This is a genomic window from Phaeobacter sp. CAU 1743 (genome assembly GCF_039839315.1).
GTDB classification, from domain to species: domain Bacteria; phylum Pseudomonadota; class Alphaproteobacteria; order Rhodobacterales; family Rhodobacteraceae; genus Phycobacter; species Phycobacter gallaeciensis_A.
The window spans coordinates 1-20,342 of record NZ_JBDOQR010000023.1; the positions used below are offsets into that span (position 1 = coordinate 1).

A 20,342-nucleotide genomic window follows, 5' to 3' on the forward strand; every position below is an offset into this window, starting at 1 on the left:
GTAACCGCTCCATTGTTACCACGGTGATTTGGCCTTGATGCGGTCGACCAGTTCAGCGTCATCGACGAAGTCTTCAAGGAACTCATGCCAGGTTTCGGTGGTTATACGGGCGTCGCCGATCATGTCCTTCAGCTCCGCGATGCCGTCGTCGGTCAGTGCGGTCACGGTTTCGTCAGCGCCGGCATATACACTGACGATGTTGCCATAGGTGAGGTTGTCGTCGTTGGAGATGATCGCTTCGAGAAGCTCGACGTCCTCGCCCAGCATTTTGGCGACATAGTCGATGGTGCAGACATGGGTCACCGCAGCCATCAGGCCGCCTTTGAGTGTGCAGCTGTCAGCGGCACCCAATTCCACGGCAGCAACTCATCCAGCCGGTTGACCTTATGATCGTGGATGCGGTCGAGAATGTCGGCAAGATAGGCCTGCGGGTCAAGACCGTTGAGCTTGGCCGTTTCGATGACCGTCATGGCGCGCGCGAGGGTTTCCGCGCCGGTGTAGGCTCCTGCAAATAGCCAATTCTTCCTTCCTATGCCAATCGGGCGCAGGGCGCGCTCGGCTGGATTGTTGTCGATGGCCACACGACCGTCCGTCAGGAAGAGACTGAATGCGTCTTCTCGACTGAGGCCATAGCGGAACGCCTTGGCCAGATCGCTCTTGCCTGGAATACGCAGGAGCTGCTGTTCGGACCAGGCAAAGAAGCTCACGACCTTTGGCTGGCTCAACCTTTGACGCGCGGCATGGCGGACGTCAGCGGGCTGGCCGTTGATGTCGCGCTCGATGTCGTAGAGTTTGCCGATCCGGTCGAGCGCCTCGCGGGCGATCTCGGACTTGGTTGAGGTCCAAAAATCATGGAAGTCACGCCGCAGATGCGCCCAACAAGCCGCCTCGCGCAACCGCGGCACGCCACCCGGTTCAGGCGCGTAAAGCTTGGCATAACCTTTGTAGCCGTCAGCCTGAAGGATGCCGTGCGCGTCAGCCAGATGGCTGAGAACGTGCTCCTCTTTCCAGTCTGGCGCAAACCGATAGACAGCGCCGGGTGGTGCGCCCCCCGCCCAAGGACGTTGGTCGCGCACATAGGCCCAGATCCGGCCTTGTTTGACCCCTTTGCCAAGCCCCTTGTCGCGCCTTGACCGGTCCAGCACACGGATTGGGGTATCGTCCGCATGGAGCAAATCGCTGCCCATGATGTCCGCCTCAATCCTCTCGATCAGCGGCGATAGAGTTTTCATCGCACGGCCGCACCAGCCCACAAGTGTGCTTTCGGGAATGTCTGCCCCCATGCGTTCAAATATCTCGTGCTGGCGATAGAGGGGAAGGTGATCGTCGAACTTTGAGACCAAAACATGCGCCAACAAGTTCGGGCCCGCCATGCTGCCCGGGATCGGACGGCTTGGCGCGGGCTCTTGCACCATCTTTTCGCAACGACGGCAGGACTTCTTGATCCGGGCGATCTGCACAACCTTCATCTGCGCGGCGATCATGTCGAGAAGTTCGCTGACATCCTCACCCACGACACGTAAATCGCCACCACAGTCAGGACAGCAGGTGCCGGGATCAAGCTCATGGCGCTCGCGCAGGGTCGCATCAGACACACGCGGTCGGCGGCGCAAGGCGGGCGCAGAGGACTCATCACTGGCCGGTTCGTCCTGCCCTTCATCGATGGGCGCATCATCGTCTTCAGCCACGGCAACCAGCAAGTCTTCGAGCGCCAGTTCCAGTTGCTCGATCTCGCGTTCAATCTTTTCCGAGGATTTGCCAAAAGCCAGTTTCTGCAACTTGGCGATCCGCAAGCGAAGTGCCTGAACCAGTTGATCGTGGACGCGCAAGGTCGCTGTGATCTTGGCGTTCTCTGCCTGCAATTCCGCGATCATCGCCTTCAAAGCAGCGGGATCATCGGGGAGGTTTACAGCAGGTTTCGACATGCGCTTGATTACCAAAAAGTAAGTCGAAGCACCATATAAATAACGCATATACAGACCAAATTCACCCGACGCGCACAGGCGGAGCTCCCCAATCAGGACGCCGCCAGTCAATGCCCTCCCAGAGCATCGCGAGCTGCGCCGAGGTCAGGCGGGCGGAGCCATTCTTGGCGCTCGGCCAAGGAAAACGTCCGCGCTCAAGCACTTTATAATAAAGACAAAACCCCTGCCCATCCCAATACAGCAGCTTGATCCGATCACCACGCCGCCCCCGGAACGCAAACACCGCGCCACTGGTCGGTTTTTGGCGCAACACATCCTGAGTAAGTGCCGCCAACCCAGCGATCCCTTTGCGCATATCCGTAACCCCACAAGCCAGATACACACGCCCACCGGTGCCAGGACCGATCATGCGATTTCAACCGCCCGGATCAGCCCAGTCAGCGCGACCGGGTCGATTGCGCTGTCAAAATGCAGACAGCGACCACCCCGCAAACGCACTTCAACTGCGGTCGGTTTGGACGGTTCGACGACTGTGGGCTGCGCGACCAGTGCTGCATCTGCGACGGGAACGTCCAACGGATAAAAGAGAGCCCCTGCATCAGGCGACCAAAGACCTTTCTTCTTCAGGTCGTGCCGCCATGCGTAAATCTGTTGTCGCCTGATCTCATGGCGCTGCGCCACCTGGGTCACGCTCGCTCCACCGACACCAACCGACATGACAATCTCGAGCTTTTCGTCGTCATGCCAGAAGCGCCGCCGCTCCACTCCAAGAATTTCGCCACGCATCGCAGACCCCGCATAAGAGACGTCGCTAGAGACGTCATTAAACACGTGTCTTAGATCAAAAACCAATCTTCAGGCAGGCGGTGCCAATGGAGCGGTTACACAGATGCCGATCTTGCGCCCGTTTGAATGGACCCGGAACAGCCCGAAATCGAGCACAAAGAGGCGCACAGGGCGGCCTTTCAGCAGGCCGCCCTGTGCGATGGGTTCAACAGTTCCGATTTCCGCCATGGTCGTCAGGCCACCCGGTTGGCTGAGGCCGCCAGCAAGTGGCGCGTATAGTCGTGACTGGAGCGGTCGTTGCGCATGTCGTCGATGCTGAGGATCTCGACGATCTCGCCGTTTTGCATCACCGCGGCCCTGTCACACATATGAGCCACCACCGCCAGATCATGAGAGACCATGATGTAGGTCAGGTTATGTTCTTTGCGCAAGTCACTCAGAAGGTTCAGGATTTCAGCCTGAACCGACACATCCAGCGCCGAGGTCGGCTCGTCCAGAAGCAGGATCTCCGGCTCTGGCGCCAGGGCGCGTGCAATCGCCACACGTTGGCGCTGACCACCGGACAGCTGGTGCGGATAGCGAAAGCGGAAGGCCGGGCCAAGACCCACATCCCGTAGCAATTGATCCACCCGGTCGTCGATATCCGTGAACCCGTGCAGGTGCAGTGTTTCCGACAGAACCTGATCCACCGATTGGCGCGGATGCAAAGAGGCATAGGGGTCCTGAAACACCATCTGCACGGTCCGATAGAAGGTCCGGTCGCGTTTACGTCCCAGGTCCTGCCCGGCGACATGCATATGTCCTTCCCACTGCGGAGCAAGACCGGTCAGCGCCTTCAGGATGGTCGATTTGCCCGACCCGCTTTCGCCGACAAGACCGAAACTGGCGCCCTTTTCAACGGTGAAACTGGCGGATTTGACCGCCTGAAACAGGTCGTGGTGATCGCCGAAATAGACGCTCAGGTCCTCAACTTTCAGCGCAATGTCTTTGGATGCGACGCTCATGTGCGGGCCTCCACGCTGGGGGCATCGCGCCAAGCGGGATCCCGTTGCAGCACATCCAGCCGCGCGCGCGGTGCATCGAACCGGGGCAGGGAGCCGAGCAGACCCCGGGTATAGGGGTGCTGCGCCTCGTGCAGCTTGTCAGCTTCGCAGACCTCGACAATGCGCCCGGCATACATGATTAGCACCCGGTCGCAGAATTGCGACACAAGGTTCAGATCGTGGCTGATGAAGATCAACCCCATGCCGCGGTCCTTCACCAGCTTGTCCATGATCGACAGGACCTGCCCCTGAACCGAGACGTCGAGCGCGGAGGTCGGTTCATCCGCGATCAGGATTTCGGGGTTCGGGATCAGCATCATGGCGATCATGATGCGCTGCCCCATGCCGCCGGACATCTCGTGCGGGTAGGCTTTCATCACCCGTTCGGGATCGCGGATCGACACCGCCTCGAGCATCTCGATGGCCTTCGCGCGCGCCTCGCTGCGCGAGGATTTCGCGTGCAGACGGTGGGCTTCGATGATCTGATCGCCAATGGTCATGACCGGGTTCAGCGAGAACTTGGGGTCCTGCATCACCATCGAGATTTTTTGCCCGCGCACTGCGCGCATCTTGCTTTCGCTCAGATCCATAAGATTCTGACCATGAAGGGAAATATGGTCAGCCTCGATTACCCCAGGCGGGCGGATCAGGCGCAGGATGGCGCGGCCGGTCATGGACTTTCCCGAGCCGCTTTCGCCAACGATGCCAAGCCGTTCCTTGCCCAGCGAGAAGGAGATGCCGCGCACAGCTTCGACCACGCCGTTGCGGGTGGGGAATTTCACCCAGAGGTTCTTTACGTCCAGAAGCGTGCTCATGAGGCGCTGTCCTTTGGGTCGAGTACATCGCGCAGGCCATCACCCAGAAGGTTGAAGGCAAGCGAGACGGTGAAAATGGCAAGGCCTGGCATGGTGGCAACCCACCAGTGATCCAGAATGAACCGTCGCCCTTCGGAGATCATCGCGCCCCATTCCGGGCTGGGCGGCTGCGCGCCAAGGCCGAGAAAGCCAAGGCCGGCAGCGGCCAGGATGATCCCGGCCATATCCAGTGTCACCCGCACGATCAGCGAAGAAATACACAGCGGCCAGATGTGTTTGATGATGATCCGCAAGGGGCCTGCGCCTTGCAGACGAATGGCGCTGATATAATCCGAGGAGCGGATCGTCAGAGTCTCGGCGCGCGCCATGCGCGCATAGGGCGGCCAGGCCGTGAGGCTGATGGCGAGCACGGCGTTTTCGATGCCCGCACCCAGCGCAGCGACAAAGGCCAGCGCCAGAACCAGACGGGGAAAGGCGAGGAAGATATCGGTGATCCGCATCAGGATCACATCGACCCAGCCCCCGGCATAGCCCGACACGGTGCCCACCAGAAGCCCGGCGATGGGCGCGATCAGCGCCACCAGCGCAACGATATAAAGGGTGATCCGGGCGCCCCAGATCAACCGGCTGAGGATATCGCGGCCAAGGGAATCCGTCCCCAGAAGGTGCCCCTCGCTGCCCAGCGGTTGCAGGCGGTTGCCAAGATCCTGAACGAAAGGATCATGCGGGGCGATGAGCGGCGCAAAGATCGCCAGCGCGATCAGGGCTACGATAATGGCAAGGCCCGCCATGGCCATATGGTTGGATTTCAGCGTCAGCCAGCCTTTGTATACGGCTGCCCAGCGGGCCTGCCGACGCGAGGTTGGCGTATCTGACAGAAGCCAGTCGCGCAGCGTTCCGGTTTGACTGCTCATTTGGACCTCGGATCAAAGACTTTGTAGAGAAGGTCGGAAAACACGTTCAGGCAGATGAACACGAGGCCCACCACGACGGTTCCGCCCAGAACGGCGTTCATATCCGCAGACAGCAGCGCGGTGGTGATATAGCTGCCGATCCCCGGCCAGGAGAAGATGATCTCGGTCAGCACCGACCCTTCAAGAAGGTTGGCATAGCTCAGCGCGATCACCGTGATCAGTTGCACCCGGATGTTGCGGAAGGCGTGGTGCCAAACCACGGCCCATTCGCTCATGCCTTTGACGCGGGCGGTGGTGACATATTCGGCCGATAGCTGCTCCAGCATGAAGGAGCGCGTCATGCGGCTGATATAGGCAAGGCTGTAATATCCCAGGATCGAGGCAGGCAGAACGATATGGGAAAAGGCATCCCAGAAGGCACCCCAGTCACCGGCGAGGATGGAATCCAAGAGGATCATGCCAGTGACGACGGGGATCATGTCCTCGTAGAAGATGCCCTGACGCCCGGGTCCACCGACCCAGCCCAGAATGCCGTAGAACAGCAACAGGCCCATCAGGCCCAGCCAGAAGATCGGCATCGAATAGCCCACAAGCGCCACGACGCGGGCGATCTGGTCGATCCAGCTGCCGCGTTTCACCGCGGCCACGACGCCCAGCGGCACGCCCAGAAGGCAGCCAAAGAGAATGCCGATTGTGGCGAGTTCAAAGGTCGCCGGAAAGACGCGGACGATATCATCGGCAACGGGCCGTGCGGTCAGCAGCGATGTCCCGAAGTCGCCGCGCAGCACATCGGAGACATAGTAGAAAAACTGTACGATCAGGGGCTTATCCAGCCCAAGTTCAACAAAGACGGCATCGTATTGCGCCTCGGTGGCGCGTTCGCCGACCACCGCCAGAACCGGATCGATGGGCATCACGCGACCAATCACAAAGGTCACGAACAACAGCCCGAGCATGGTGATGGAAATGGACAGAAGGGTGACCAGCACGCCTCGCAGCCATGCCGGAAGAGGCAGCCGTGGCTGCCTCTTCACATAGGTGTTCGACGTGGTCATTTACTTGGTCACGGACCAGTAGGAGACCGCGGTGATGGCGCCGCCAAGGCTGAGACCTTCGACGTTTTCGGCCACACCGGCTTGCTCCACCTTCTGGAACATCACCGCAAAGGGCGAGTTGTCGCGGAACTCGGCCTGGATCTCGTGATACATCTCGGCGCGTTTCTCGGTATCGCCTTCGACCACGGCGGCAGCCGTTTTCTCGGTCAGACCGGCGGTATCCCAGGCGTTACGCCAGGCCAGAAGACCGGTGGCGTTTGCCTCATCCGAATTGTCCGGGTTGTAGGCAAAGGTGCCTGCATTGGTATGGGGGTCAGGATAGTCCGGACCCCATGCGCCCAGATAGATGTCCAGCTCGCGCGCGCGGTATTTGCCCAGCACCTGCTTGCCGGTGCCGACTTCGAGGTTCAGCGTGATCCCGGCCTGCGCAAAGGTGTTCTGCAGCGACTGGCCGATTTCCAGACGTTCCTGCGCTTCGCGCACGCCCACGGTCAGCTCCATGCCATCAACGCCTGCCTCGGCCAGCAGTTCCTTGGCCTTGTCGAGATCCAGTGAGAAGGGGTTTTCGTTGACCGAGCCAAGATAGGTTTTCGGCAGGAAGTTCTGATGCACGACATAGGCGCCCTTCAGGAAGCTGCTTTCCATGCCTTTATAGTCGATCAGGTATTTCAGCGCCTGACGGACCTCGGGCTTGGACAGCTCGGGGTGCTTCTGGTTCATCGAGATATACATCAGACGGCCGCGCATCTCTTCGAGGATTTCAACACCATCAGCCGCGCGCACACCGTCCACATCCGACGGGTTCAGGTTGCGGGCCACGTCGATGTCACCGCGTTCCAGCATCAGGCGCTGGGTGGCGCTTTCCTGCACGTGGCGGACGATCACCCGCTTCATCGCCGGTTCACCGCCGTAAAAATCGGGGTTCGCGGTCAGGGTGACGCTTTCCTTCGGCTTCCAGCTGGTCAGGGTGTAGGGGCCGGAACCGGCAGAGTTGGTCGCCAGCCAGGTGTTGCCCATATCGCCGTCGACCTCGTTGGCCATGACGGTTTTCTCATCAACGATGGCACCGATGGTGGCGGTCAGACAGTTCAGCACAAAGGAGGTCGCGTAGCGCTTGTCAGTGGTGATGGAGACGGTGTTGCCGTCAACAACGATGGTTTCGTCGATATTCTCCGGGGTGAAACCGAACTGGGTGATGATGAAGGACGGGGTCTTGTCCAAGAGGACGACGCGCTTCAGCGAGAAAGCCACGTCTTCGGCGCGGACCGGGTTTCCGGACTGGAATTTCACACCTTCGCGCATGGTGAAGGTGATGGTGCGGCCATCCTCGGAAACGGTCCAGCTTTCGGCCAGATCGGGCTGATATCCTGCATCCAGATTCTCGGGGTCGAAGTTCACCAGCTTGCCATAGACATTGCGCAGGACATCAGAGCCCGCGAATTCAAAGCTTTGCGCCGGATCCAGCGTGGTGATGTCGTCGATCCGGTTGGCGATCACCAGCATATTGTCGGGTGTTGCTGCCATGGCGGGCAGGGTGGTCAGACCCAAAGCCAGGCCAAGCGCGGCCGTGCCCATCAGACGTGTCATAATTGTCATTTGTAAACTCCCTGTTTTTATTAGGTTTTTTGTTTTGCCTTGCGGCGGCCCAGTCAGGCGACGCTGGTGTGGCCCCAGGTCTTGTCGAGGACCCGCATCCAGTTGCCGTGACAGAGTTTCGTGATCAGCTCCGCATCATAGCCCCGCGCCTGCATGGCGCTACGCAGGTGCGGCAGACCGGCGATCGTGCTGATCTTGGCCGGAACAGTGGCGCCGTCAAAGTCAGACCCAAGTCCGACCCGATCTTCGCCCAGCTGTTCCATCAGATAGTCAAGTTGTTTGATCATCTGGTCAATAGGTGTGTTTTCATCCATCCGCCCGTCTTCGCGGAGGAAGGCCACGGCGAAATTGAGCCCCACGATACCATCGCTATCGCGGATCGCGTGCAGCTGCCGGTCGGTCAGGTTGCGGCTGTGCGGGCTGATGGCGTGGGCATTGGAATGGGTGGCGACCAGCGGAGCGTCGCTGTGTTTTGCGACGTCCCAGAACCCCGCCTCGTTCAGGTGAGAAAGATCAACAAGGACCCGCAAGTCATTGCATTTCTTGATCAAGCGGATTCCGTCTGCCGTCAGTCCCGGCCCGGTGTCCCCGGTTGACGGGTATCGGAACGGCACGCCGTGGCCAAAGATGGTTTCCCGGCTCCACACCGGCCCAAGCGAGCGCAGGCCAGCGGCATAAAGAACGTCCAGCATGTGGAAATCGGGGTCGATGGCCTCGGCGCCTTCCATATGCATCACGGCAGCCAGCTTGCCTTCTGCCATGGCAGCGCGGATCTCATCGGTGCTGCGGCAGATGGCCAGCGCGCCTTCCCGCTCAAGCTTGATCAGGATGGAGGCCTGCGACAGGGCAACCCGGCTGGCTGCGGGCCAATCGACCATTTCTGGCAGGGGCAGATCATAGGCGGGTTTGTCCATCTCGGTTTCATCCAGAGATGTGTTCTCGTTTGAAACATAAATGGCAAAGAAACCGCCGCCAAACCCGCCCGCGCGTGCCTTTTCCATATCAATCTGGTTTCCGCCGTTGCCCAGAAATCCATCGGGACCGGCGGAGACTGCGCCGCTATGAATGCGCAGCAGAAGATCGTTGTGGCCGTCAAAGATGAGGGGGGCAGTCATGAAGGGTCCTTCGGCTCAGAGAATATCGGTGAATATTGGATTCAATAACCGGCAGCCTTCCGTCACACGTCGCAAATGTCCAGAGGAAAAGCCGACCGCGAGGGCTTTGGGATCACCTCTCAGATATCTTTGAGGCCATAATCAGCAAAGGCCTCCATGACCTTGGCCATTTCATCGCCGTTCAAAATATGGGGCTGTCCAACCGACAGGCTGGTGACGTAGCCTTTGGCCAGTGTTTCCAGCTCCACCATGCGCCACAGCGCCCGGTTTAACGTGTCCGCGATGACAACCGCACCATGATTGGCCATTAGGCAGGCTGCCCGATTTTTTAGCGATTTCAGAACATTGTCTGACAGTTCTGCAGTGCCGAACAGGGCGTAGTCTGCCACCGGAACCGTATCGCCACCAAAGGCGCCGATCATGTAATGGCAGGCTGGGATCTCGGTCCGGTTCATCGCCAGCGCGGTGCAATTGACGGGATGCGCGTGCACGACCGCGTTGACGGCGGGCTTTTCACGCAGAATATCGCGGTGGAACCGCCATTCCGAGGAAGGCTTCATTTGTCCGGGCGCCGGGGCGCCGTCGTCCAGCGGCATGGCAACGATCATCTCCGGCGTCATTCGGGCGTAATCCACGCCCGAAGGGGTGATCAGCATCTGGTCCCCGACCCGCACCGAGATATTGCCCGAGGTGCCCTGATTGATCTGCTGGCGCTCCATCGACAGGCAGGCGTCGATGATGGCCTGCCGCAGCTCGGGCGTGTCGGCGTAGGGCGCCGCGCTCATGCCGGATCGCCAGAGGTTGCAAACTCCGGAAATAGCCCGGCAAGCCCCTCGGCGCTGGCATCGCAGACGCCGCGTTCGGTGATCAGCCCGGTGACCAGACGGCTGGGGGTCACGTCAAAGGCGGGGTTGCCGACGCCGCTGTCTTTCGGCGTGACCTCAACCGTACCGATCATACCATCCGGCAAGGCGCCCTGAACATGACTGACTTCGCGGCCTGCGCGTTCCTCGATCGGGATCTCGCGCACGCCATCGGAAACCGTCCAGTCGATGGTCGGCGAGGGCAGTGCGACGTAAAAGGGCACACCGTTGTCGCGGGCGGCCAGCGCCTTCAGATAGGTGCCGATCTTGTTGCAGACATCGCCGTTGCGGGTGGTTCGGTCAGTGCCGGTGATCACCATGTCCACCTGTCCGTGCTGCATCAGATGGCCGCCGGCATTGTCGGTGATATAGCTGTGGGAGATACCGTGGCTGCCGAGCTCCCATGCGGTCAGCGCACCCTGGTTGCGGGGCCGGGTTTCATCGACCCAGACATGGATATCCAGACCTGCATCATGGGCCTGATACATCGGGCTGGTGGCGGTGCCCCAATCCACGGTTGCGATCCACCCGGCATTGCAATGGGTCAGCAGACGGACAGGCTCGCCCGCCGGTTTCTTCGCGGCGATCTCTTTAATGATTTCAAGACCGTGCTGGCCGATCCTGCGGTTGATCTCGACATCCTCATCCGCAATGTCATGGGCCAGTTGCAGGGCCGCTGTGGCGCGATCTGTCTCTGCCATCGGACGCAGGGCTTTGCGGCAACGGTCCAGCGCCCAGCGCAGGTTGATGGCCGTCGGGCGTGTCGCGTTCAGCGCCTCCCAGGCTGCGTCCAGATTGGCATCCGAAGGGTCCAACCGTGCGGCCAGCGCCATGCCGTAGGCTGCGGTGGCGCCGATCAGAGGCGCGCCACGCACATGCATTCCGGTGATCGCCTCGCAGTACTCTGCCAGAGTCTCAAGCTGCTCGATCCGGAAATCATAGGGCAGCCAGCGCTGGTCGATGATCTGCAAAGCCTGTGCATTCTCTTCCCACCACAGGGACCGGTACGGGGTTCCGTTGACCTTCACGAGAGCCTCTTTCTGCCGGGACGGCTGGATTGGTGTGTTGGAACTTTTTTCGCGGAAAATACTGACCCTTGCAAGAGCGCGCCCATGGAGCCGCTCAATTGTGCCGGAAGTGGAAACCTGACGCAGGAAGAGGTCTTGCATTTCGGTGCGGCATTCTGCCACAGTTATGCGAATCCGGGTGGGTCTGGCTGAGAGCGGGGAAAATCCAACGCAGGGCGTCACATATGCGGGAAGATCGGTTTTTCAACCCTTTCGCCAAACGGCAGAGTTGACAGGCGCCGATGCGCGCCGGAAGCTGAGCTTTATCTATTGCATATGCAGACTTTAGCAAAAGAGTTGGGCGTTCCTGCCTGCTGAGCCAGACTGTTAAGTCTCCGGATTTTGATTGAGAGCTGACAGTCGCACAGAGGTGCAGAGTGTCACCAAGAATGAAAAAGGGAGTATAGAAACGATGAAACACGCAAAACTGTCCATCGGTGCGCTTGTGACCGCGGCCTTCATGGCTCCGGCAGCGCAGGCGCAGGAATTCATCACCATCGGCACCGGCGGTGTGACCGGCGTTTATTATCCGACGGGCGGCGCGATCTGCCGTCTGGTCAACAAGAACCGCAAGGAACACGGCTTCAAATGCGCCGTCGAATCCACCGGCGGTTCGGTCTACAACATCAACACCATCCGCGAAGGTGAGCTGCAGTTCGGCGTTGCCCAGTCCGACTGGCAGTACCATGCCTATAACGGCACCTCCAAATTCGAAGAGCAGGGCGCCTTTGAAGGTCTGCGCGCGGTGTTCTCGGTCCACCCGGAACCCTTTACCGTTGTGGCGCGTGCCGATGCAGGCATCACCAACTTTGACGATCTGAAAGGCAAGCGGGTCAACATCGGCAACCCGGGTTCCGGTCAGCGCGGCACCATGGAAGTTCTGATGGAAGCCAAGGGTTGGGGCATGGAAGATTTTGCTCTGGCGACCGAACTGAAGGCGGCCGAGCAATCCGCTGCCCTGTGCGACAACCAGATCGACGCGATGGTTTACACCGTGGGTCACCCCTCTGGCTCGATCCAGGAAGCCACCACCGCTTGTGACTCGGTTCTGGTCACCGTGGACGGTGAAGCCGTCGACAAACTGGTTGCCGACAACTCCTTCTATCGTACTGCGACGATCCCGGGCGGCATGTACCGTGGGTCTGACGAAGACACCAAGACATTCGGTGTGGGCGCGACCTTCGTGACCTCGACCGACGTGTCCGAAGACGCGGTCTATGCGGTTGTGAAATCGGTCTTTGAAAACTTCGACGCCTTCAAGAAACTGCACCCTGCTTTTGCCAACCTGAAGCCGGAAGAGATGATCAAGGACGGCCTGTCGGCGCCGCTGCATGATGGCGCTGCCAAATACTACAAGGAAATGGGCTGGATCGAGTAAGATCGGCCAATAACCAACAGGCGGGGCGCATTGGCGCCCCGCTTTGCGCCTGCCGGGCCTCTCATCGGTGATGGCGCCAATCACAATAGCCGGATCCCATATCAGGGCGTCCGCAGGGGAGATCATCCATGACATCCGATGCTCAAGGAAATCGACCGCTTAGCGAGGAAGAACTGCAGGAACTGGTCGCGTCCTCGGACGCCGGTGCGCGCAACCCCATTGGGGCTGTGGGCCTGTCTCTTGCACTTGTCGCCGTAAGCTGGTCGCTGTTTCAGGTCATTCTGGCCTCACCGCTTTCGAACTATCTGCTTCCGGGCGCCGTCAATAACAATTCACGGCTGATCCACCTGGCCTTCGCCCTGATGCTGGGGTTCATGGCTTATCCCGCCATGAGCCGGGAAAGCCGCAATCTGGTTGGCTTCTGGCTGGGACACCTGGGAACACTGCTGGGCATTGGTGCCTTTGGCGTGGCGGTGCTGTTGGCCATCGCGCCGGATATGTCGGTGTCGGTGGCGGTTGTCGTGTCGGCTCTGGTGGCGCTGGTGCTGGTGCTGCCGACCTATCTGAACGGATCGGGTATGGCGACGCGGCTGGAGAGCATGGCCAGCGCGCTTGGCATTTTCGCGGCGGTGGCACTACTGACCTATTGCGCGGTGGCGATCCTTGGGCAGTATCTTTTTGACGGTTGGAGCGGTTCTCTGGCGCTCTTTTCCATCGTGGTCGCGCTGATTGTAGCGGCCGTGATGGTTCTGGCCTACCTGCGGGAATGGGCCAATCCCGAGCCGGGTTTCGTGCCGGTGCAGGACTGGGTTCTTGCCGCTGCGGGCGTTTATGTGGCGGTCTATGGCTTCCTTAACTATCAAAAGATCGTCGACAGCGGCGGTCTGGCCGATGATGTCGACAAATTCTTTGCGCTGGCTGGGTTGATCATCCTGTTCGAAGCCGCGCGTCGCGCCCTGGGGCCCGCGATGGCAATCATTGCCACGATCTTCCTCGCCTATGTGTTCTTTGGCTCCTCTGACGTGGTGCCCGAAGTGATCCGCTGGAAAGGCGCCAGCCTGAAAAAGGCGATGAGCCATATGTGGATCACCTCCGAAGGTGTCTTTGGCATCGCCCTTGGCGTTTCCACCAAATTCGTCTTTCTCTTCGTGCTGTTCGGGGCGCTGCTGGATAAGGCGGGCGCCGGGAATTACTTTATCAAAATGGCCTTTGGCGCCCTTGGCCACCTGCGCGGTGGCCCGGCTAAGGCGGCTGTTGTCGGCTCAGCAGCGACAGGCCTGATCTCAGGCTCTTCCATCGCCAACGTTGTGACCACGGGCACCTTCACCATCCCCTTGATGAAAAGGGTGGGCTTTACCAATGAACAGGCCGGCTCGGTCGAGGTCGCCTCATCGGTCAACGGTCAGATCATGCCGCCGGTGATGGGGGCTGCGGCCTTCCTGATGGTTGAATACGTGGGGATTTCCTACGTCGAGGTCATCACCCATGCCTTCCTCCCGGCTGCAATTTCCTATGTCGCGCTGGTCTATATCGTGCATCTGGAGGCGGTGAAGCGGAACATGCCGACGCTGGGCAACCGGGTGGTCTCCATGGGCCGCACAATCGGAGGTATGGCGGCGTTTTTCGCGGGTTTCGCGGCGCTGTGTTACGGCGTGCAATATCCCGTCGGTTGGGTGATTTCGCTGATGCCCGAAGCCTCTGGCACAGTCTTGTCGCTGCTGGTGGTTGCGGCCTATGTGGCGTTGCTGAAGCTCGCTGCCGGGGTCGAGGATCTGGTGCCGGACGATCCCAATGCCGAGGATGTGGAGCTGCCGGATGTGGGCAAGATCTATAAGGCGGGGCTGCATTATCTGCTGCCGATCATCGTACTGGTCTATTTCCTGATGATCGAACAGAAATCGCCCGGCCTGTCGGCCTTCTGGGCGACGGCCCTGCTGTTTGTGATCCTGTTGACGCAGAAACCGCTCAAGGCCCTGTTCCGGGGACAGTCCAACCTTGCCTTCAACTTCATGGATGGGGTGAGCGATCTGTGGCACGGCATGATCGACGGTGCCCGCAATATGATTGGCATCGCCCTGGCAACCGCGACAGCGGGTGTGATCGTGGGCACCGTGACGCTGACGGGCGTGGGGCAGGTGATGTCCGAACTGGTGGAGTTCCTGTCTGGTGGAAACCTGATCCTGATGCTGATCATGGTCGGCCTTCTGTCGCTGGTTCTTGGCATGGGGCTGCCGACCACGGCGAACTATATCGTGGTTAGCTCGCTGATGGCCGGTGTCGTGGTAGAGCTTGGCGCGCAATCGGGGCTGATCGTGCCGCTGATCGCGGTGCATCTTTTCGTCTTCTACTTCGGTATTATGGCCGATGTGACACCGCCTGTGGGCCTTGCCAGCTTTGCTGCGGCGGCTGTCTCCGGCGGCGATGCGATCCGCACAGGTTTCGTTGCCTTCTTCTACTCTCTGCGCACCGTGGCGCTGCCCTTTGTGTTCATCTTCAATACCGATCTGCTGTTGATTGATGTGACATGGGCTCAAGGCATATTGGTGGCCATATCGGCGACCATCGCGATCTTGGTCTTTACCGCCGGGACGATGGGTTATTTCCTGACCCGCAGCCGCATCTACGAAAGCGTGCTTCTGGTTCTTGTGGCCTTTGCCCTGTTCCGTCCGGATTTCTTCATGAACCGGATCATGCCCCCCTTTGCCGAGGCGGCCCCGAGCGAACTGGTCGAGGTGCTCTCGGCTTCTGAAGCAGGGCAGGAATTGCGCCTGCGCATCGAAGGTCCCGATTTTGACACTGGCGGCGCGGCTTCCACAACGCTGGTGATCCCGTCGGATGGCTCCGGCGATGGTCTGGCCATGGCCGAGGCAATCGGTCTGGTGCTGTTGCCTGAAGACGGGCTGATGAAACTGGACGCGCCTGGTTTCGGTACCCCGGCAGAAGAGGTCCTTGGCAGCTTTGATTTCTATGGCGATGACCCGGTTCAGGTCACTGAGATCAAGGCGCCGCAGGATCAACTGCCCAAGGAGCTGATCTTTATCCCCGCATTGCTGTTGCTGGCCTTGGTGGCCATGATGCAGCGCGGTCGCGCCAGCAAGGAAGGAGTACCGGCATGAGCAAATCCGTTCTATGTGCGCTTGAACTGAGCGATGCGGCGCTGGACCGCAAGGTGCTGGAACAGGCGGCGCGGCTCGCTGCGCTGGATGATGCCCAGCTGGATGTGGTGAATGTCCTGCCGGATTTCGGCGAAAGCTGGGTCTCCGGCTTTTTCGAAGAGCATCACCACGATAAGGCGGTCAAGGACACTACTGCGCATCTGCGGGACCTCTGCGAAGAGGTTCTGGGCGCGGAGCGGAACGCCAAGGTGCGCCATGTGGTCGCCACCGGCACCGCCTATCAGGAAATCCTGCAAGTGGCGGCAAAGGCGGGAACCGATCTGATCGTGATCGGCGCGCATAAGCCCGACCTCAAGGATTACCTGCTTGGCCCCAACGCCGCGCGGGTAATCCGGCACAGCGACTGTTCGGTCTACGTGGTTCGGTAGATCTGCGGTCTAAAGCTGAGTACGACAGATCAGAGGCGCCTGCTTGTGGCGCCTCTTTTCACGCCTGACAGCTACTCACCAGGCTCATAACCGGTCATCTCCAGGTAGCCGCGACCGTTGTGGCTGCCGCTGACCCGCACAGGCCCCTCCCAATAGGGAAAGGCGGTGCCCATCCAGCTTTGCGGGTTCAACGCCTCCACGGTTGCTGACAGCTCCTGCTCTGGCAGCGAGATCTGCCAGCGTGTAGGAACCGAGCGGCCCGCGACGCTGCCATAATCCAGCGGCTGCGCCGAGAAGGCGCCATCGGGCAGGGCGCGGGGGCTGCCATCGGCAGCAATCCATGTGCCGGATGTGAAATCGCCGCCCGCGCCGCGCAGGACGAACCCCATCAGTTTTTCACCGCTGTCAAAGGACAGGGAGAACCAGTCCCAGCCGGTCTGATCCTCATCAAGCGGCTGACTGGACCATTCCCGGTCGAGCCAACCGTGGCCGGTGACGGCCACCGGGCCGGAGGGCAGGATCAACTGCCCCTCGATCCGGTAGCCGGGCTGCGAGTAGTAATGGCTCGCCTGTCCGCTGGCGGATTTGACCGAATATCCATCCGCGCCATGCAGCACGAGCGGCGTGTCGACCGAGAGCTGTAGATCATAGGAAAACTCCATTCCGCTGGCGCGGAGGCTCAACTGGTCGATGCCGACGCCGGTCCCTCGCATATGCCAATCGTCGATCCAGGCGTTGAACGGATCTGCAGTGACCCCGGCCTGTCCGATACCGCCGCGCGCCAGACGTTCGGCAAAGTAATGCTGCCGTTCGGTGGTGAGGCCAGCATGCCCCATCCAGATCTGCGGGCTGTCCCAGCCCGATCGCTCTCCGGGGGCCAGTGCAGAGCGGAACAGGGTCCACTGAATGCCGTAGTCTTGTCCGTCCGCACCTTGAAGATTAGCAGTCAAGTACCACCATTCAATGCGAAAATCGGGGTGAGGGCCGTGGTCGCGCGGAAAGCTGAGCGCGGTGCCCGGTTCGGGGATGGCGAATCCCTCTGCCTCGGTTCCAAGGCCCGCGAAACCCTGCGCCCGCAGCAACATGGGCGCAAGGGTCAGGCCGAGCGTCAGGAGAACGGCAGCAAGGATCGCCAGCAGTTTATCGTTCATTGGCAAAGACCTTCAACAGGTGGGATGGTGACAGGCGGCTCAGCTTGCGGGCGGGGATCAGGGCAGCCAGGGCGGCGGCCAGCAACGCCAGCAGGAACAGGCGCAGCCAGTCGAGTGGGAACAGATACATCGGCAATTCCCAGCCAAAGGCCGCGACATTGATCACATCCAGCAGCGCCCAGGCCAGCGTGAGCCCCAAGGGCAGCGCCAGACTGGCAGTCAGGCCCGCCAGCAGAAGGCTACGCAGGATGTCGATCCGGGCCAGCCGTGCGCGCGTCACCCCCATGGCCCAGACCGGTGCCAATTGGGGTAACCGCTGCCCCCAAAGGGTGAGAAGGCTGGTCAGCATGGCAAAACTGGCAACCCCCAGTGTCAGCAGATTGAGCGCCTCTGTGATGACGAAGGTCCGGTCAAAGATCGCCAGAGAGCGGGCCTTGATTGTATCCTGGTCTCTTATGTTTTCAGATTTGATATCAAACCTCTGCCTGACGGTATTGATGAAGTCCGCGCTGCGTTCCGCAGGAATGCGGATACCGAATTGCCTGTTCGGTATATCGGGCGCGCGGTGCAGCAGATCCGGCAGGGCGATGATGGCCTGACCGTTTGGATTGCCGTAATCGGAATAGATCCCGGCGATTGGCGCGCTCCAGTCCGGCGCAAGGGTAAGCGTGTCGCCGGGCGCATACTCGTGGCGCCGGGCAAGCTGTTCGTTGATCAGAATGCCCTGACCCTCGGTCACCTGATCCCAGACGCCGGGCTGCGCCCGCAGGATCGGCCAGTTGTCCCGGTAGGTTGGATCGTCGACAACGCCATAGATCCGCAGCGGTGCCTCTCGGTGCCGGATCTCGTGCCAGCGGATCGGCAGCAGGCGGACATTGGGTTGTGTTTCGGCCCATGCCGCAAAATCAGTGCCCTGCTGGTCGCTGTTCAGCGTGATATAGAACTCTGCCGCCAGCCGCTGATCCAGCCAGCCGGTAAAGGTAAGCCGAAAGCTGGAAGTCATTGTTCCAACGCCAATATTCGTCGCCAGCGCCAGCAGAAGCGCCATCAGCGCCAGCGACAGGCCGGGCAGTTGCGCACGGCTGTCGGCCCAGATCCATTCGGCGAGCGGACCCCGTGCACTGCGGGCCCCAAGGCGCAGCAGCAGCGACAGCGCCTGCGGCAGCAGCAGCGCCGCGCCCAGCATCAGCCCGCCCAGAAAGGCAAAGCCCGCCACCAGCCCGTCAAACATCCATAGCGTGACGCATCCCCCGGCGATCAGTATCACGCCAGCAAGAGCGGTCAGCCGGAAGGACCGGGCGGTCTGCTGTCCCCGGGCGGAGGTCGCCGGGGCCGCCAGAACCGGCATGGTCCAGAGGCTGAACAGCGCCCGCGCGCCTGCCAGTGCGGTCCCCGCGAGGGCCATGCTAAGGCCGGACAGAACCCATACCGGGCGCAGGGTCAGGCTGCCGTCGACCGAGGCACCGTATAGTCCGGACAGCGTCGCGCTGACATCTGGCAGCAGCGCCGCCGCAACGCCATAACCTATGATCAGGCCAAGGCCACCAGCGCCCAGTGCAATGAGCGCAAGTTCTGCCACCAGTAAACCAGCAAGGGTGCGCAGCGGCACCCCGAGGCTGCGCAGGGTGCGGAACAGACCGCGGCGATGCTCCAGCCCCAGCCCAATGCTGCCCTGCACGATGAACAGCCCGACGGCGAAAGACAACAGACCAAAGGCAGTGAGGTTGAGGTGAAAACTGTCTGTAAGCCGGGCCGTAGCTGAACCTGCCGTCTGTGCGCTGATCCGGGTGAGCGCCGGCGCCAGTTGTTCTAGCGGCGGCAGGTCACTGGATTGTTCTGGAAGGATCACCAGCCGATCTAGGGTATCCGCGCGCTGGAGAAGTCGGCTCGCCAAGCTGATACCGGCAATCGCCGTGCCTCGGGGCACCTCGGCGGACGCCACAATGCGCGGCGTACGCTCGACCGGTGGAAGAGACGCGGCGGTCTCCGGGTGCAGGAACAACTGGCCGGGGGGCAGCAGCGACAGTGAGATATCGGATGCCTCATCCTCTTCGCCTGTTTCTCCGGACAACAGTGCGACAGGCGGCGGGTTCAGGAGATCAATCCCCATAAGATCAATGGATTGCGTGCCCAGCTTGATGCGCCCCTCTAGAACCGGAGCCAGCCGCCAACCGGCGCGGCGTAGGGCCACATAGGTATTAAGCGGGATCACGCCATCACCGGCCACCAGCTGATCGGCCTGCGCTTGTCCCAGTTGGCTGGCGGCGCGGGCATAGCTGGCGCGGGCCTCGGCGTTGATGGCCTGCACCGCTGACCAGAGACCCGTGGAGAGCGCCAGCCCGGCGACGATGGCGAGCAACTGGAAGGGATGGCGCCGCCAATGGGACAGCAACGTCTGAAAGGCGGCAGTGATCATGCGATCTGGCCCTGTTTCAGGTGCAGCCGCCGGTCCAGCTGATTGGCGATACTGTCCGAATGGGTCACCAGAAACAGCGCCGCGCCGCTGTCGCGCAGCAGCTGTAGCATCAGGCCCATCACCGCCTCGCTCGCGGTTTCATCAAGGTTTCCGGTCGGCTCATCCGCCAGCAGCAGCGCCGGACGCAAGGCCATGGCGCGGCCGATGGCGACCCGTTGCTGTTGTCCGCCGGATAGCTGGTCAGGATAGCGGTCCAGTAAGTTCGATAGGCCCAGCCGGTCGATCAAGCGATCTTCCCAGGCGCGGTCCCGGCGGCGGCCCAGCCGTGCGTGCAGGCTGAGGTTGCTGCCAACGCTGAGGGATGGGATCAGGTTGAATTGCTGGAACACGATAGAGACCTGCCGCTGGCGCAGGGCGGCGCGCCCGGCCTCGTTCAGCCCGGACAGGGGCGCGCCCTCGATTGTGATCTCTCCGCTGTCGAAACTGTCCAGAGCCGCAGCCAGATGGAGCAAGGTGCTTTTCCCCGATCCGCTGTCCCCGGTCAGGGCCAGGCTGGATCCGGCCTCAAGCGTCAGCGAGACCCCCTGCAATACGGGCGTCATAGCTTGGCCTGAGGTATAACTCTTGCTCACGTCGGTAATCTTGAGAACCATAGTGGTTTGTCATCCTGTCGG

The 20,342-nt window shown here is 60.9% G+C and carries 19 protein-coding genes; 3 read left to right on the top strand and 16 right to left on the bottom strand.

All coding sequences use genetic code 11. The features are described from left to right. Positions 1–15 precede the first annotated feature (15 nt). The 13 genes from AAFO90_RS10790 to mtnA all read right to left on the bottom strand — a co-directional run bounded on the left by AAFO90_RS10790 (position 16) and on the right by mtnA (position 11,140). Positions 16–312, bottom strand: coding sequence for a hypothetical protein (locus tag AAFO90_RS10790; protein ID WP_347509417.1), 297 nt, complete (start codon positions 310–312; stop codon positions 16–18). Beyond that, positions 312–1,925: an IS66 family transposase gene (locus AAFO90_RS10795; RefSeq protein WP_347509457.1), complete on the bottom strand. Its 1,614-nt coding sequence runs from the start codon at positions 1,923–1,925 to the stop codon at positions 312–314. The genes AAFO90_RS10790 and AAFO90_RS10795 overlap by 1 nt, the downstream gene beginning before the upstream one ends. Before the next feature lie 61 nt (positions 1,926–1,986). Continuing rightward, complete coding sequence (gene tnpB, locus AAFO90_RS10800; RefSeq protein ID WP_347509418.1) at positions 1,987–2,334, bottom strand: IS66 family insertion sequence element accessory protein TnpB; 348 nt, start codon at positions 2,332–2,334, stop codon at positions 1,987–1,989. Continuing rightward, the gene (locus AAFO90_RS10805) at positions 2,331–2,711 is read right to left on the bottom strand and encodes a transposase (protein ID WP_347509419.1); all 381 of its coding nucleotides are present in this window, start codon (positions 2,709–2,711) and stop codon (positions 2,331–2,333) included. Before AAFO90_RS10805 ends, tnpB begins: the two co-directional genes overlap by 4 nt. A 69-nt stretch (positions 2,712–2,780) precedes the next feature. Beyond that, positions 2,781–2,939 (bottom strand): hypothetical protein, encoded by a 159-nt coding sequence (locus AAFO90_RS10810; protein ID WP_347509420.1) that lies wholly within the window; start codon positions 2,937–2,939, stop codon positions 2,781–2,783. 5 nt (positions 2,940–2,944) lie between these two features. Then, positions 2,945–3,715: an ABC transporter ATP-binding protein gene (locus tag AAFO90_RS10815; protein ID WP_347509421.1), complete on the bottom strand. Its 771-nt coding sequence runs from the start codon at positions 3,713–3,715 to the stop codon at positions 2,945–2,947. Continuing rightward, positions 3,712–4,569: an ABC transporter ATP-binding protein gene (locus AAFO90_RS10820; RefSeq protein ID WP_274837118.1), complete on the bottom strand. Its 858-nt coding sequence runs from the start codon at positions 4,567–4,569 to the stop codon at positions 3,712–3,714. Before AAFO90_RS10820 ends, AAFO90_RS10815 begins: the two co-directional genes overlap by 4 nt. Then, on the bottom strand, positions 4,566–5,483 hold the full coding sequence (locus tag AAFO90_RS10825) for an ABC transporter permease (protein WP_065270361.1): 918 nt from the start codon (positions 5,481–5,483) through the stop codon (positions 4,566–4,568). The genes AAFO90_RS10820 and AAFO90_RS10825 overlap by 4 nt, the downstream gene beginning before the upstream one ends. Continuing rightward, positions 5,480–6,538: an ABC transporter permease gene (locus AAFO90_RS10830; protein ID WP_274837117.1), complete on the bottom strand. Its 1,059-nt coding sequence runs from the start codon at positions 6,536–6,538 to the stop codon at positions 5,480–5,482. Before AAFO90_RS10830 ends, AAFO90_RS10825 begins: the two co-directional genes overlap by 4 nt. Further along, entirely contained in the window at positions 6,539–8,134 is a 1,596-nt protein-coding gene (locus AAFO90_RS10835; protein ID WP_347509422.1) for an ABC transporter substrate-binding protein, read from the bottom strand. It lies immediately after the preceding gene. A gap of 53 nt (positions 8,135–8,187) precedes the next feature. After that, positions 8,188–9,249, bottom strand: coding sequence for a dipeptidase (locus AAFO90_RS10840; RefSeq protein WP_347509423.1), 1,062 nt, complete (start codon positions 9,247–9,249; stop codon positions 8,188–8,190). A 119-nt stretch (positions 9,250–9,368) separates the two neighbouring features. Next, positions 9,369–10,034 carry a class II aldolase/adducin family protein gene (locus AAFO90_RS10845; protein WP_347509424.1) on the bottom strand — a complete coding sequence of 222 codons (666 nt, stop codon included), beginning with the start codon at positions 10,032–10,034 and terminating at the stop codon, positions 9,369–9,371. Further along, a complete protein-coding gene (mtnA, locus tag AAFO90_RS10850) occupies positions 10,031–11,140 on the bottom strand; it encodes an S-methyl-5-thioribose-1-phosphate isomerase (RefSeq protein WP_347509425.1) in 1,110 nt (369 codons plus the stop codon). The genes AAFO90_RS10845 and mtnA overlap by 4 nt, the downstream gene beginning before the upstream one ends. Positions 11,141–11,591: 451 nt before the next feature. Here mtnA and AAFO90_RS10855 point away from each other — a divergent pair, with 451 nt between their 5' ends. From AAFO90_RS10855 to AAFO90_RS10865, 3 genes are all read left to right on the top strand, one after another. Continuing rightward, entirely contained in the window at positions 11,592–12,557 is a 966-nt protein-coding gene (locus tag AAFO90_RS10855) for a TAXI family TRAP transporter solute-binding subunit (protein WP_065270355.1), read from the top strand. A 128-nt stretch (positions 12,558–12,685) separates the two neighbouring features. Then, positions 12,686–15,673: a TRAP transporter permease gene (locus tag AAFO90_RS10860; protein ID WP_347509426.1), complete on the top strand. Its 2,988-nt coding sequence runs from the start codon at positions 12,686–12,688 to the stop codon at positions 15,671–15,673. Further along, positions 15,670–16,101, top strand: a complete 432-nt coding sequence (locus AAFO90_RS10865) for a universal stress protein (protein ID WP_274829272.1) — start codon at positions 15,670–15,672, stop codon at positions 16,099–16,101. The genes AAFO90_RS10860 and AAFO90_RS10865 overlap by 4 nt, the downstream gene beginning before the upstream one ends. 71 nt (positions 16,102–16,172) lie before the next feature. Here AAFO90_RS10865 and AAFO90_RS10870 read toward each other — a convergent pair whose 3' ends face one another. The 3 genes from AAFO90_RS10870 to AAFO90_RS10880 are packed head-to-tail and all read right to left on the bottom strand — an operon-like array spanning position 16,173 to position 20,321. Then, positions 16,173–17,252 (bottom strand): lipocalin-like domain-containing protein, encoded by a 1,080-nt coding sequence (locus AAFO90_RS10870; protein WP_347509427.1) that lies wholly within the window; start codon positions 17,250–17,252, stop codon positions 16,173–16,175. After that, complete coding sequence (locus tag AAFO90_RS10875; RefSeq protein ID WP_347509428.1) at positions 17,242–19,668, bottom strand: ABC transporter permease; 2,427 nt, start codon at positions 19,666–19,668, stop codon at positions 17,242–17,244. The genes AAFO90_RS10870 and AAFO90_RS10875 overlap by 11 nt, the downstream gene beginning before the upstream one ends. Then, a complete protein-coding gene (locus AAFO90_RS10880) occupies positions 19,665–20,321 on the bottom strand; it encodes an ABC transporter ATP-binding protein (protein ID WP_347509429.1) in 657 nt (218 codons plus the stop codon). Before AAFO90_RS10880 ends, AAFO90_RS10875 begins: the two co-directional genes overlap by 4 nt. Positions 20,322–20,342: the final 21 nt, after the last annotated feature.

Coding starts and splice junctions, on each gene's coding strand:
- AAFO90_RS10825 (WP_065270361.1), bottom strand. CDS start 5,483: ATGAGCAGTCAAACCGGAACGCTGCGCGACTGGCTTCTGTCAGATACG.
- AAFO90_RS10790 (WP_347509417.1), bottom strand. CDS start 312: ATGGCTGCGGTGACCCATGTCTGCACCATCGACTATGTCGCCAAAATG.
- AAFO90_RS10840 (WP_347509423.1), bottom strand. CDS start 9,249: ATGACTGCCCCCCTCATCTTTGACGGCCACAACGATCTTCTGCTGCGC.
- AAFO90_RS10795 (WP_347509457.1), bottom strand. CDS start 1,925: ATGTCGAAACCTGCTGTAAACCTCCCCGATGATCCCGCTGCTTTGAAG.
- AAFO90_RS10875 (WP_347509428.1), bottom strand. CDS start 19,668: ATGATCACTGCCGCCTTTCAGACGTTGCTGTCCCATTGGCGGCGCCAT.
- AAFO90_RS10870 (WP_347509427.1), bottom strand. CDS start 17,252: ATGAACGATAAACTGCTGGCGATCCTTGCTGCCGTTCTCCTGACGCTC.
- AAFO90_RS10865 (WP_274829272.1), top strand. CDS start 15,670: ATGAGCAAATCCGTTCTATGTGCGCTTGAACTGAGCGATGCGGCGCTG.
- AAFO90_RS10805 (WP_347509419.1), bottom strand. CDS start 2,711: ATGCGTGGCGAAATTCTTGGAGTGGAGCGGCGGCGCTTCTGGCATGAC.
- AAFO90_RS10815 (WP_347509421.1), bottom strand. CDS start 3,715: ATGAGCGTCGCATCCAAAGACATTGCGCTGAAAGTTGAGGACCTGAGC.
- AAFO90_RS10880 (WP_347509429.1), bottom strand. CDS start 20,321: ATGGTTCTCAAGATTACCGACGTGAGCAAGAGTTATACCTCAGGCCAA.
- AAFO90_RS10835 (WP_347509422.1), bottom strand. CDS start 8,134: ATGACAATTATGACACGTCTGATGGGCACGGCCGCGCTTGGCCTGGCT.
- AAFO90_RS10845 (WP_347509424.1), bottom strand. CDS start 10,034: ATGAGCGCGGCGCCCTACGCCGACACGCCCGAGCTGCGGCAGGCCATC.
- AAFO90_RS10855 (WP_065270355.1), top strand. CDS start 11,592: ATGAAACACGCAAAACTGTCCATCGGTGCGCTTGTGACCGCGGCCTTC.
- AAFO90_RS10810 (WP_347509420.1), bottom strand. CDS start 2,939: ATGGCGGAAATCGGAACTGTTGAACCCATCGCACAGGGCGGCCTGCTG.
- tnpB (WP_347509418.1), bottom strand. CDS start 2,334: ATGATCGGTCCTGGCACCGGTGGGCGTGTGTATCTGGCTTGTGGGGTT.
- AAFO90_RS10820 (WP_274837118.1), bottom strand. CDS start 4,569: ATGAGCACGCTTCTGGACGTAAAGAACCTCTGGGTGAAATTCCCCACC.
- AAFO90_RS10860 (WP_347509426.1), top strand. CDS start 12,686: ATGACATCCGATGCTCAAGGAAATCGACCGCTTAGCGAGGAAGAACTG.
- AAFO90_RS10830 (WP_274837117.1), bottom strand. CDS start 6,538: ATGACCACGTCGAACACCTATGTGAAGAGGCAGCCACGGCTGCCTCTT.